Here is a 12717-nt window from a genome sequence, read left to right on the forward strand (position 1 = left end):
TGGTCTGCCCCGCCGGGGCGCCTGAGACGGCAGGGCCCTTGCGCGATCGCTGCCCTGGATGCAGGGCGGCCTGATCCTCCCCTGCGGGCCGGCGCCCGCTTTCCCCTGATGCCCTTCTGACAGCCGGCAGCCCTTCCGGGCTTGCCGGCCGTTGGGCTTGGCCCTGGCGCGGCATCGCCGCGCTGTTGCGCCCCTCTTTCCTTTCCCGCAATTCCCGCCCCCCGCCCCTGACAGGCCTGAGCCCCTCCCCGGGCCTTGCTGGAGGCTTGCGAGAAAATCTCCTTCCGCCGTCTGTCCAGCGGGCCTGAATCGGCGTCGGCGATCGCGCGGCATCGTTCCAACAGCACGAAAGCAGGAATTTGTCAGGCCGCCCAAGTTACGTTCAAGTTGATTTGGAGGACCAGACAGGCCTTCGAGCACTTGCGAGAAAAGGCGTTTGGTAACGGCCGACTCCGCGCTCGATTCGGCGCATCAACCGAAGTAACCCTTCGACGAGTCAAGAAAATTTATTGCGCGAAAAGCAAATTTTTTGCTTTTCTCACGGCTTCGTGAGTGGCTTTTTAGAGCTCGCGATTCCGTGAGGACGACTTGATGACGATCATGGGTGTCTATGTTGGGAACAGCCCGGCCGAGCTCGCCAATTACGAGAGCTGGCTCGGCCGCGATGTCGATGCCGTGCATGGCGTTGTCGGGATGGCCAACTGGAAGGACTACGTCAGCAGCGTCGACTGGATGACGAAGTCGCTGTGGAAGGGGATCGACGCCTCGATCCTCTGGTCGGTCCCGCTGATCGTGACCGATGGCTCCGCTTCGCTGAAGACCGCCGCCACCGGCAGCTACAACGACTATTACGCCTCTGTCGCGAAGAGCCTGCTGGCCTCGCGCGCCGGCGACAACGAGCCGATCTATATCCGCACCGGCTGGGAGTTCAACGGCGACTGGTTCGCCTGGAACGCCATCGGCAAGGAGCAGGATTTCGTCGGCGCCTTCCGCCAGTTCGTCGACAGCTTCCGCTCGGTCTCCAGCCGCTTCAAGTTCGAGTGGAACGTCAACTACGCCGAGGGCGGCATCGATCCGGCCAAGGCCTATCCCGGTGACGCCTATGTCGACATCGTCGGCATGGACTTCTACTGGACCCCGGAATACCAGGGCAGCGACCCGACCACGGCCTTCAACAAGATCGCCAACGCGACATACGGCCTGAAGTGGCTCGAGAGCTTCGCCGCCGCGCATGGCAAGCCCACGTCCTATTCCGAGTGGGGCATCAACTCCGACAATGCCGGCCCCTACCTGAAGCTGGTCAAGGAGTGGTTCGCCACCCACAACGTCGTCTATCAGTCCTTCTGGGACTACACGATGGACAAGGTGACCTCGCTGAGCGACGGCTCGCTGCCGAGCGCCGGCAGCGCCTTCAAGGACCTGTTCGGCCATGAGGATATCGTCGGCGGCACCACGCCGACCACGCCGACGGCCCCCACCACGCCGACCGCCCCCACCCCGGTCGACGACAATGGCCTACCCCTGAGCGGCGCCTGGACCAAGAGCATCACCAGCGGCTCGGGCCGCGACACGATGACCGGCACCGACGGCAACGACCTGCTGACCGGCAATGGCGGCGACACCATGTCGGGCGGCAAGGGCGACGACACTTATATGGTGAACTCGGCCAGCGACCTGGTCGTTGAGAAGGCCGGCCAGGGCATCGACACCGTCTCCACCTGGATCGACGGCTATGTCCTGCCGGACAATGTCGAGAACCTGATCCTGACCGGCACCGGCTGGAATTCGGCCACCGGCAACAGCCTGGCCAACCGCATCATCGGCAATGACTCCGCCAATATCCTGAACGGCCGCGGCGGCAATGACGTCCTGACCGGCAATGGCGGCAACGACACCTTCGTCATCGCCAAGGGCGAGGGCAACGACACCATCACCGACTTCCAGGCCGGCGTCGGCGCGGGCGACGTGATCCGCCTCGACGGCTTCGGCTTCAAGGACTTCGCGGCGGTCAAGGCGGCGGCGGTCCAGTCGGGCAGCAATGTCGTCATCAACCTGGGCGGTGGCCAGAGCCTGACGCTGAAGGGCGTGCAGCTCACCAAGCTGGCGGCCGATGATTTCAGCCTGGTCAACATCACCAGCGGCACCACCACGCCCACCACGCCCCCCGTGACCACGCCACCGGTGACCACGACGCCGACCGCCCCCGCGACCGGCGCGGCCACCAGCCTGGCGGTCAGCGGCGCGACCACCAAGTCGTTCTGGAGCGGCGCCGGCGCCGACAAGATGACCGGCACCGACGGCAACGACCTGATGACGGCCAGCGGCGGCGACACCATGTCCGGCGGCAAGGGCGACGACACCTACGTGGTGAATTCGCTGGCCGACAAGGTCATCGAGAAGGCGGGCGAGGGCATCGACACCGTCACCACCTGGATCGACGGCTATGTCCTGCCCGACAATGTCGAGAACTTCATCCTGACCGGCAATGGCTGGAACTCGGCGACCGGCAATGCGCTGGGCAACCGGATCGTCGGCAACGAGGCGCACAACGTCATCAATGGCCGTGGCGGCAACGACCTGCTGACCGGCATGGGTGGCAACGACACCTTCGTCATCGCCAAGGGCGAGGGCAACGACGTCATCACCGACTTCAAGGCGGGCACCGGCGCCGGCGATGTGCTGAAGCTTGACGGTTTCGGCTTCAAGGACTTCGCGGCGGTGAAGGCCGCGGCGGCGCAGTCGGGCAACGACCTGGTGATCAACCTGGGCGACAGCCAGACGGTGACGCTGCAGGGCGTCAAGCTGGCCAGCCTCGTCGCCGACGATGTCAGCCTGGTGAACATCAAGGCGGGCGCCGCCGCGCCGGTGGTGCCGACCACCCCCAGCGCGCCGACGGCGCCGACCGTCCCCGCATCGTCGCCGACCAGCCTGGCGGTCAGCGGCGCGACCACCAAGTCGTTCTGGAGCGGCGCGGGCGCCGACACCATGAACGGCACCGACGGCAACGACCTGATCACCGCCAGCGGCGGCGACACCATGGTCGGCGGCAAGGGCGACGACACCTATGTGGTGAACTCGCTGGCCGACAAGGTCGTCGAGAAGGCGGGCGAGGGCGTCGACACCGTCACCACCTGGATCCACGGCTATGTCCTGCCGGACAATGTCGAGAACTTCATCCTGACCGGCAATGGCTGGAACTCGGCGACCGGCAATGCGCTGGGCAACCGGATCGTCGGCAACGACGCGCCGAATGTGATCGACGGCCGCGGCGGCGCCGATCTGCTGACCGGCAATGGCGGCAACGACACCTTCGTCATCGCCAAGGGCCAGGGCGGCGACGTCATCACCGACTTCCAGCTGCACAATGGCGGCGCCAATGGCGACCTGCTGCAGCTGAAGGGCTTCGGTGCCGGCGCCACGCTGACCAACGAAGGCAATGTCTTCACCATCCATGGCGCCGATGGCCTGACCGAGACGGTGACGCTGCTGGGCGTGACCAAGCTGGCCGCCGCCGACTACGTCTTCGTCTGACCGGCCGTCACCGGGCGGAACGGGCCGGGCGGGTAAAATCCGCCCGGCCTTTTCACATTCGAATTTCTTGCAGCGTTAAACTGCGGATTTGAGGCCGGTCCTCACGCAGTTTCGCCCTGTTCCTCGCCTTCGCGACATTGATCGAGGACGGAGCCGCAGCCTAGATATCCGCTCCAAGCAGAGCGTGCCGCGGGCGATCTTCGCCAAGGCAGCCTCGAAGGGGGAATGATGCTGCAGCACGTTTTGCTCGCCGAACCGCCGAAGCCTCCGAAGCCGCGCCCGCTCGACCCGCTGGTCCCGACGGTCTTCCATGAGCGCTGGTGGCTGGACGCCATGGCCGGCGAGCGGCTGCAGGAGGTGACCGTCTCCAGCGGCGGCCGCACCATCGGGCGGCTGCCCTTCGTGATGCGTCGCCGCCCCGGCGGCCGCACCCTCTGCGAGATGCCGACGCTGACGCATTTCCTCGGCCCGGCCATCGATGCCGGCAGCGGCAATGCAGCGAACCGGGCGCTGAAGCAGGCGCAGATCACCCGCGAGCTGCTGCAGCAGCTGCCGCGCAGCGGTGGCTTCCACCAGCGGCTGCACCGCGGCATCGAGGAGGTGATGGCCTTCCAGGAGAACGGCTTCTCCGCCTCGGTCGACTTCACCTTCGAGCTGCATCCGACGGACGAGGACCTGCTCTGGAAGGGCATGCGCGACAAGACGCGCAACATGATCCGACGGGCGCGCACGCTCTACACCGCCGAGCAGATCGACGACCCGGAGATCTTCGCCGCCCTCTATGCCGGCAATCTGCGCGCGCGTGGCACCGATTCCTACTACCCGCCCGAGGAGATCATCCGCCTGGTCTCGGCGGCGCAGGTGCGCGACCAGGGCCGCGTGCTGGCGGCGCGCGCCGAGGATGGCAGCCTGGTCGCCGCCATCTTCTATGTCTGGGACAGCCGCAGCGCCTATTACCTGCTCAGCACCCGGCTGCCCGATTCGGACAACAGCGCGGTCAGCCTGCTGCTCTGGGAGGCGATCTGCCACGGCAATGCCGAAGGCCGGATCTTCGATTTCGACGGCGTCTCGTCGCAGGGCAACCGGGTCTTCTTCACCGGCTTCGGCGGCGTCATCCGGCCGCGCTATGTGGTGACGCGGCAGACGATGCTGTACCGCCTGGCCGAAATGGCGACCCACCGCTGCAAGGCGCTGCTCCGGCGGTAGCGGCAGGCCGCCGCCCGGTTCCCTTTCCCGGGCGGGCGCGGCACAGTGGTCCGCGCAACCGTCGCGGGGCCCGCCCATGCGCATCACCGGCCGCCAGCGCCAGGCCGCGATCTTCACCCAGGGTTTCGGCGGCCGCCGCCCGGCCATTCCGGTGGCGGCGGAGGCGCTGGAAGCGGCCGCGCTGAAGAAGATGGGGCGGCGGGCCGCGGGCTATGTGGCGGGCGGCGCCGGGCTGGAGCGCAGCATGGCCGCCAACCGGGCCGCCTTCGACCGCTGGCGCCTCCTGCCGCGGCAACTGCGCGACGTGTCGGCGCGCGACCTCTCCGTCGAGCTGTTCGGCCGCCGCCTGCCGCTGCCCTTCCTGCTGGCGCCGATCGGCGTGCTGGAGCTGGCGCATGCCGGGGCCGATCTCGCCGCCGCCCGCGCCGCCGCGGCGGCCGGCATCCCCTTCGTCACCTCGTCGCAGGCCTCGCGCAGCCTGGAGGACATCGCCGGGGCCGGCGGGCCGCGCTGGTTCCAGCTCTACTGCTCCTCCCGCGACGAGCTGACCGAGAGCTTCATCCGGCGCGCCGAGGCGGCCGGCTACGAGGCCCTCGTGGTGACGCTCGACACCACGCAGATCGGCTGGCGCCCGCGCGACCTGGCGACCGGCTATCTGCCGTTCCTGCGCGGCCGCGGCCTGGCGAACTATCTCTCGGACCCGGTCTTCCGCGACCTCGCCTTCGAGGACCGGGCGCCAGGCGAGCGCCCGCCGATCGGGCCGGGCGCCCTCCCCGCCATGCTGGAGCTGCTGCGCCACTTCCCCGGGCCGATGCGCGGCCCCGCCGACGTGAAGCGCGCCATCCTGTCGATCCGCCGCTTCATCGCCGTCTATGCGCGGCCCGACCTCGACTGGGACGACCTGCCCTTCCTGCGCCGCTGCACCCGGCTGCCGATCCTGCTGAAGGGCATCCTGCACCCGGAGGACGCGGCGCGGGCGGTGGCCGCCGGGATGGACGGCATCATCGTCTCCAACCATGGCGGGCGGCAGGTCGACGGGGCGGTGGCGGCGCTGGACGCGCTCCCGGCCGTGGTGGCGCGCGTCGCCGGCCAGGTGCCGGTGCTGTTCGATGGCGGGTTGCGCAGCGGGGCCGACATGCTCAAGGCGCTGGCGCTGGGGGCGCGGGCGCTGCTGCTCGGCCGTCCCTATGTCTATGGCCTGGCGCTGGGCGGCGAGGCCGGGGTGCGCGCGGTGATCGAGAATTTTGCCGCCGAGCTCGACCTGACCATGGCGCTGTCCGGCCAGCGCGATTTCCGGTCGATGGATGCCGACCTGCTGCAGCGGGCCGGCTGAAACGGAACAGCTGAAACGGAACAGGGGGGCCTGAGCCCCCCTGTCCTGCGTCAGGCGGCGCGGCGCGCCTTGCGCAGCACCATGCTCGCCAAGGGCCAGAGCAGCAGGCCGAGGCCCAGCGTCGCGATGCCGGCGACCAGCGGATTGCTCCAGAACACGCCGAAGGAGCCGTGGCTGATGATCATCGACTGGCGGAAGGCATCCTCGGCCTTGTCGCCGATCACCATGGCCAGCACCAGCGGCGCGATCGGATAGTCCAGCTTCTTCATGCCCCAGCCGACGACGCCGAAGACCAGCATCAGCCAGAGGTCGAAGCCGGCGCTGGCCACCGACCAGGCGCTGATGGTGCAGACCACGACGATCAGCGGCGCCACGATGGTGAAGGGCAGCCGCAGGATGGCGGCGAACAGCGGCACGGTGGCCAGCACCAGCACGACGGCGACGATGTTCGACAGGTACATCGAGGCGATCATGCCCCAGACGAAGTCGCGCTGCTCGATGAACAGCATCGGGCCGGGGTTCAGCCCCCAGATCATCAGCCCGCCCAGCATCACCGCCGCGGTCGCCGAGCCGGGAATGCCCAGCGCCAGCATCGGCAGCATCGCGGCCGTGCCGGCGGCATGGTCGGCGGTCTCCGGCGAGACCACGCCCTCGGCCTCGCCCGTGCCGAATTTGTGCCCGTTGCGGGAGAAGCGCCGGCCCAGGCCATAGGACATGAAGGAGGCCGCGGTCGGGCCGCCCGGGGTGATGCCCATCCAGATGCCGATCGCCGCCGAGCGCGCCAGCGCCACCCAGTGGCGCGGCAGGTCGCGGGCGGCGGCCAGCACGCGCCGTGGCGAGAGCGTGGTCGCGACCGGCTTGAATTCGAGGGAATCCTCCATGGTCAGCAGCAGCTCGCCGATGCCGAACAGGCCGATGACGACGACCAGGAAGCTGACGCCGCGGATCAGCTCCGGCATGTCGAAGGTCAGCCGCATGCCGCCCGAGACGATGTCCATGCCCACCGTCGCCAGGGCGAAGCCGGTGACGATGGAGACCACCGTCTTCATCGGCGCGCCGCCACCGAAGGCGACGAAGGAAGCGAAGGCCAGAAAATAGACGGCGAAATATTCGGGCGGCGCGAAGCGCAGCGCGAAGCTGGTGACAAAGCCGGAGAGCAGCGTGATCACCACGATGCCGACGAAGGCGCCGAAGCCGGCCGAGAGGAAGGCGGTGGTCAGCGCCTCGGTGGCCTTGCCCTGGCGCGCCATCGGATGGCCGTCGAAGGTGGTGGCGACGGAAGAGGGCTCGCCCGGGATGTTGAACAGGATCGAGGTGGTCGAGCCGCCGAACAGCGCCCCCCAATAGGTGCTGGTCAGCAGGATGATGGCCGAGACCGGGTCCATGCTGAAGGTCAGCGGCAGCAGCAGGGTGACGCCGTTCGGTGCGCCAAGCCCGGGCAGCACGCCGACCAGGATGCCGAGCAGCACGCCGCCGATCATCAGCAGGACGTGCTGGAAGCTGAAGGCGACGGTGAAGCCGTGCATCAGCGCTTCGAGGTTTTCCATCGCGCGCTCCTCAGCCCAGGCCCAGCCAGGCCTCGATCGGACCCTTGGGCAGCGGCAGCATGAACCAGTATTCGAAGGCGAACCAGTTGAAGAGGATCGCCGCCACCGCGGTGATCAGGGCGGCCTTCAGCCCATGGCCGTGCCACATCACCATGGCGAACAGATAGATCCCCATGGCGAGGTAGAGGCCGAGCGGCACGGTCAGCGCCACCAGCGCCGCGACCGGCAGCAGGAAGCTGGCGGTCTGCTTCGCCGCCGTCCGGCCCAGCACGACCTGGCCGCCCAGCAGGTCCGACTTGCGCAGCGCCTGGACGGCGATGACCACCGCCGCCGCCATGGCGATCACGCCGAGCCAGAAGGGCAGCGTGCCGGGCTGCGGCCCGTCATCGCCCCAGCCCACCTCGTGCTCCAGCGCGCCCCAGATCACCGTGGCGCCGAAGCCCAGCACCACCAGGGCACCGATCAGCTCCAGCGCCAGGCGCGACAGCAGGGGGGCGTCGCCGCCCCCTGCCTGGCCCGTGCCGGAAGCCTGCGGGCTGCCATCCTGCACCATGCCGTCTCTCCCCGCCGCGTCCGGCTCAGTTCACCAGCCAGCCGAGTTCCTGGAACAGGGCGCGCGAGGCGGCCTCCTCCTTGGTCATCAGCGCGCGCATTTCCTCGGCGCCCAGGAAGCGGGCGGTTTGCAGGGTGCGCTCGGTGAATTCCTTCCACTCGGGCGTGTCGAAGACCTTCTTCATCACCTCGGCATAGTAGGCGGCGACATTCTCCGGCACGCGCGGCGGCAGGAAGACGGTGCGCGGCATCCGGTACTCGGTGATGTTGATGCCCTGCTCGGCGCAGGTCGGGATGTCGCCCCAGCCGACGCCATTGTGCACCGGCGCCGAGGCCGGCAGGCGCTGCGGCGCGAAGACGCAGACCGGGCGGACCTGGCCGCCGCGCCAGCCGCCGATGCTCTCGGAGGGGTTGTTGACGTTGGAATGGATATGGCCGCCGGCCAGCTGCACGCCGACCTCGGCGCCGCCGCGGAAGGGGACATAGGTGAAGCGCACGCCGATGGCGCGCTCGACCATGCGGGCCAGGATCTCGTCGGTGTCCTTCGACTGCGAGCCGCCCATGCGGAACTCGCCCGACCGGCCGGCGCGCAGCGCGGCGACGTAATCGGCCGCCGTCCGGTAGGGCGAATCCGCCTTCACCCAGATGGCGAATTCATCGAAGGCCAGCGCCGCGACCGGCGTCAGGTCGGAGGGCTTCCAGGCCACCTTGGCGACCAGCGGCAGCAGCCACTCGTTGTTGGTGCCGAAGATCAGCTTGTGCGGGTCGCGTTCCGCCAGGCGACCGTAAACAAAACCCTCGGCGCCGGAGCCGCCGCCCTTGTTGGAGACGATCACCGAGACCGGCAGCAGCTCGTACTTGGCGATGATCGACTGCACGGTGCGGGCGAAGGTGTCGGTGCCGCCGCCGGGGCCGGAGGAGACGACGAACTCGACCGGCTTGCTCGGGCGCCAGGCATTGCCCTGGGCATTCGCGGGGGCCGCGATGGAGACCGCGGTGGCCAGGCCGAAGGCAGCGCCGAGCGCTGCGGCGGAAAGACGCATGGAGACGTTCCTCTGCAGTGATGGACGGGGCTCTTCAGGACCCCTGCAAAACCCGTGGCGGGCCACCGAGCCCGCCACCCGAAAAAGAATCAGGCCGCGACCGCGGCGCGGACGGACAGCAGCGTGCCGCCGGCATCCGGCTGGCGACGGCGCTGCGCCGCGCCCATCCGGGCGGCCAGCAGCAGGGCGTTGCGGGTGGCGCCGGGATGCGCCTTGCCCTGGCCGGCGATGTCATAGGCGGTGCCATGCGCCGGGGTGCAGATCGGGAAGGGAAAGCCGCCCATCAGGGTGACGCCTTCCTCGAAGCCGATCAGCTTCATGGCGATCTGGCCCTGGTCGTGGAACATGGTCAGCACCGCGTCGAAATCGCCGCGCCGGGCGCGGACGAAGACGGTGTCGGACGGGAAGGGCCCGTCGCAGACGATGCCGCGGCGCTTGGCCTCCTCGACGGCGGGGCCGATGATGTCGATCTCCTCGCGGCCGAAATTGCCGCCGTCGCCGGCATGCGGGTTCAGCGCGGCGACCGCGATGCGCGGCCGCTCCAGGCCGGAATCCCGCAGCGACTGGCTGGTCAGTTCCAGATTGCCCAGGATGGCGTCGAAGGTGATCAGCGGCGCCACGCCCGACAGCGGCACATGCGAGGTGACGCGGGCGTTCCACAGGCCCGGCAGCACGTTGAACTCCTTCGCCGCGCCCTTGAAGCCGATGAAATGGGCGGTGAAAGAGATCTCGTCGTCATAGCCCGGCACGTGCAGCCGCATCGCCGCCTTGTTGAAGGGCGTGAAGCTGACGGCATCGGCATGGCCCTGCAGGGCCAGCGACAGGGCGTAGCGGAAATTCTCGGCGGCGAAGCGGCCGCCCGGCTCGCTGATCTCGCCGCGCGGGATGCTGGCCGGATCGAGCGTGCCGAGATCGATGAAGACCGGGCGCGACAGGTCGGTCGGCAGCGGCGCGTCCGGGGCGATGGTCGCGATCTGCGGCGCCACGCCGGCGATGCGGGCGCCCTCGTCGAGCACGCGGCGGTCGCCGATGACGATCAGCCCGGCGGCGGCCAGCACGGCCGGATCGGCCAGCATGCGCGCAGTGAGCTCGGGGCTGATGCCGGCAGGGTCGCCCATGGCAAGCGCGATCACCGGAGCGTGAGTGGGGGCGCGGAGGCTCTCGGCCATGGATGTTTCTCCCTCGGGCTGCAGCCTGTCGGGCTGCCGTTGCTTATTCTGTGCTCTGTATGCAGAATAACCGCAAGGGGGTTTCTGTCGTCCGCGGCGGATGGCATGACCCTGGAACCGCTCCGCTGCCGCCGGGCGGAAACACAGCATCGGAAGAGCGCCCATGAGCAGCCGCAGCGCGACCGCGATCGATGACCGGGCCGGCCCGCCGGCCGAACGCCCGGCCGAACGCCCTGCCCTGCCGATCGCGCGGCTGTCGCTGCACGACCAGGTGGTGACGCGGCTGCGCGACATGGTGACCGATGGCCGCCTCGCCCCCGGCCAGCGGGTCAACGAGGTGGCGCTCTGCGCAGGGCTCGGCGTCTCGCGCACGCCGCTGCGCGAGGCCCTGAAGACGCTGGCCGGCGAAGGCCTGCTGGAGCTGGTGCCGTCGCGCGGCGCCATCGTCCGCAGCTTCACCGACAAGGATGTCGCCGACTGCATGATGGTGCTGAAGGCACTGGAGCAGCTGGCCGGCCGGCTGGTCTGCCAGGTCGCTGGCGACGCCGCCATCGCCGGCATCCTGGCGCTGCATGCCGAGATGCAGGACCGCTACGCCGCCCGCGACCGCCTGCCCTATTTCAAGCTCAACCAGGCCATCCACAGCAGCATCGTTGCTGCCGCCGACAATGCCCCCCTGCTGCGCGCGCATGAGGCGCTGCAGGCGCAGATGAAGCGGATCCGCTTCATCGGCCATGAAGGCCCGGAGAAATGGGCCGCCGCCATGGCCGAGCACGAGGAAATGGCCACCGCCCTGGCGCAGCGCGACGGCGAGGCTTTGGCCGAGGTGATCGGCCGCCACCACGACCGCGGCCTGGCGCGAATCCGCGACGTCATCTGACGCGCCGCACCGGCCCAAGACCAGCCTTCGGGAGATCGTCAAGACAATGCAGTTCCAGACCCTGTTCCAGCCGGCGATCGACAAGCCGGTGCGCGCCGCGCTGCTCGGCGCCGGCGAGTTCGGCCTGTCGCTGGTGGCCCAGGCACGCCGCATGCGCGGGCTGGAGATCACCGCCGCCTTCGACCTGGACCCTGGCCGCGTCGCCAAGGCCCTCGCCACGATGGAGGTCGCCCACCGCCGCTGCGCCAGCCGCGCCGAGGCCGAGGCGGCGCTCGCCGCCGGCGAGCTCGCCATCTGCGAGCGCCTCGACGACCTGCTTTCCCTGCCGCTGGACATGGTGGTGGAGGCCACCGGCCATGCCGAGGCCGGCGCCCGCCACGCCGAGGCCGCCATCGCCGCCGGCATCGGCGTCGCCATGGTCAGCAAGGAGACCGAATGCGTCGTCGGCCCGCTGCTGGCGCAGCGCGCCCGCCAGGCCGGCGTGCCCTATACCCTGGTCGATGGCGACCAGCCCTCGCTGCTGATCGGCCTGGTCTCCTGGGCGCGGCTGCTCGGCCTGCCGATCGTCGCCGCCGGCAAGAGCAGCGAATACGACTTCGTCATCGATCCGCAGACCGAAGAGGTCACCTGGCTCGAGCACCGCGTCGCCGCCCCCGGCATGATGGCGCAGTGGCACCTGGCCGATGATCGCGCCGGCACGGTGGCCGCGCGTGAAAAGCTGCTGTCCAGCCTGCCGCTGCGCACCGTCCCCGATTCCTGCGAGATGGCGCTGGTGGCCAATGCCACCGGCATCCTGCCCGACCGCGACAGCTTCCACGCGCCGCTGGCCCGCACCGTCGAGCTGCCCGACCTCTATGCGCCGACCAGCGCCGGCGGCCTGCTCTCCGGCCCCGGCAAGCTCGACGTCTTCAACGTGCTGCGCCGCCCCGACGAGAGCAGCTTCGCCGGCGGCGTCTTCGTCGTCGTGGAACTGGCCGACACCGCCACCGGCCGCCTCTTCGCCGGCAAGGGCATCCCCGTCTCGGCCGACCGGCAGCGCGCGCTGATCTACAACCCGTCACACCTGCTGGGCGTCGAGGCGCCGGTCTCGATCCTGGCCGGCGGCCGCCTGAACCACTCGATCATCGGCCCCGACTACGCGCTGCGCGTCGACCTGCTGGCCCGCACCGACCGCGACCTGCCGGCCGGCCACGTGCTGGCCATCGAAGGCACCCGCCACGCCGTGCCGGGGATCGAGCCGCTGCTGCGCCCCGCGGTGGCCGACGGGCCGTCCTCGCCCCTGCCCTACTACATGGCCGTGGGCCGCGCCCTGACGCGCGCGGTGCCGGCCGGGACGGTGCTGACCTTCGACATGGTCGAAGCCCCCGCCGACAGCGCGCTGTGGCGGCTGCGGGCGGAACAAACGGTGGGGTGAAGAGAAGACAGGGATAGAGAAGCCGGGGGCAGGCCAGGGGAA

9 protein-coding genes are annotated in these 12717 nt (G+C 69.6%); 5 read left to right on the forward strand and 4 right to left on the reverse strand.

Features of this window, described 5'->3' with window-relative positions:
• The first annotated feature begins 591 nt into the window (after positions 1-591).
• The 3 genes from WFI16_RS16025 to WFI16_RS16035 all read left to right on the forward strand — a co-directional run bounded on the left by WFI16_RS16025 (position 592) and on the right by WFI16_RS16035 (position 6070).
• On the forward strand, positions 592-3531 hold the full coding sequence (locus WFI16_RS16025; RefSeq protein ID WP_419898833.1) for a glycosyl hydrolase: 2940 nt from the start codon (positions 592-594) through the stop codon (positions 3529-3531).
• A 228-nt stretch (positions 3532-3759) separates the two neighbouring features.
• Positions 3760-4737, forward strand: coding sequence for a GNAT family N-acetyltransferase (locus WFI16_RS16030; RefSeq protein ID WP_419898834.1), 978 nt, complete (start codon positions 3760-3762; stop codon positions 4735-4737).
• A gap of 76 nt (positions 4738-4813) precedes the next feature.
• Positions 4814-6070, forward strand: a complete 1257-nt coding sequence (locus WFI16_RS16035; RefSeq protein ID WP_419898835.1) for an alpha-hydroxy-acid oxidizing protein — start codon at positions 4814-4816, stop codon at positions 6068-6070.
• Positions 6071-6120: 50 nt separating this feature from the next.
• On the opposite strand, the gene WFI16_RS16040 is transcribed toward WFI16_RS16035, so the two are convergent.
• The 4 genes from WFI16_RS16040 to WFI16_RS16055 all read right to left on the reverse strand — a co-directional run bounded on the left by WFI16_RS16040 (position 6121) and on the right by WFI16_RS16055 (position 10381).
• Complete coding sequence (locus WFI16_RS16040; protein WP_419898836.1) at positions 6121-7617, reverse strand: tripartite tricarboxylate transporter permease; 1497 nt, start codon at positions 7615-7617, stop codon at positions 6121-6123.
• A 10-nt stretch (positions 7618-7627) separates the two neighbouring features.
• The gene (locus tag WFI16_RS16045; RefSeq protein WP_419898837.1) at positions 7628-8170 is read right to left on the reverse strand and encodes a tripartite tricarboxylate transporter TctB family protein; all 543 of its coding nucleotides are present in this window, start codon (positions 8168-8170) and stop codon (positions 7628-7630) included.
• Between the two features lie 25 nt (positions 8171-8195).
• Positions 8196-9212: a Bug family tripartite tricarboxylate transporter substrate binding protein gene (locus tag WFI16_RS16050; RefSeq protein ID WP_419898838.1), complete on the reverse strand. Its 1017-nt coding sequence runs from the start codon at positions 9210-9212 to the stop codon at positions 8196-8198.
• 89 nt (positions 9213-9301) lie between these two features.
• Positions 9302-10381 (reverse strand): 4-hydroxythreonine-4-phosphate dehydrogenase PdxA, encoded by a 1080-nt coding sequence (locus WFI16_RS16055; protein WP_419898839.1) that lies wholly within the window; start codon positions 10379-10381, stop codon positions 9302-9304.
• Between the two features lie 163 nt (positions 10382-10544).
• Between WFI16_RS16055 and WFI16_RS16060 the strand changes: the two genes are divergently transcribed.
• Complete coding sequence (locus WFI16_RS16060) at positions 10545-11261, forward strand: GntR family transcriptional regulator (protein WP_419898840.1); 717 nt, start codon at positions 10545-10547, stop codon at positions 11259-11261.
• A gap of 46 nt (positions 11262-11307) precedes the next feature.
• Positions 11308-12675, forward strand: a complete 1368-nt coding sequence (locus WFI16_RS16065) for a homoserine dehydrogenase (RefSeq protein WP_419898841.1) — start codon at positions 11308-11310, stop codon at positions 12673-12675.
• Positions 12676-12717: the final 42 nt, after the last annotated feature.

Origin of the sequence: Roseomonas sp. USHLN139, from assembly GCF_037145735.1 — a bacterium.
Lineage (GTDB): Bacteria > Pseudomonadota > Alphaproteobacteria > Acetobacterales > Acetobacteraceae > Pseudoroseomonas.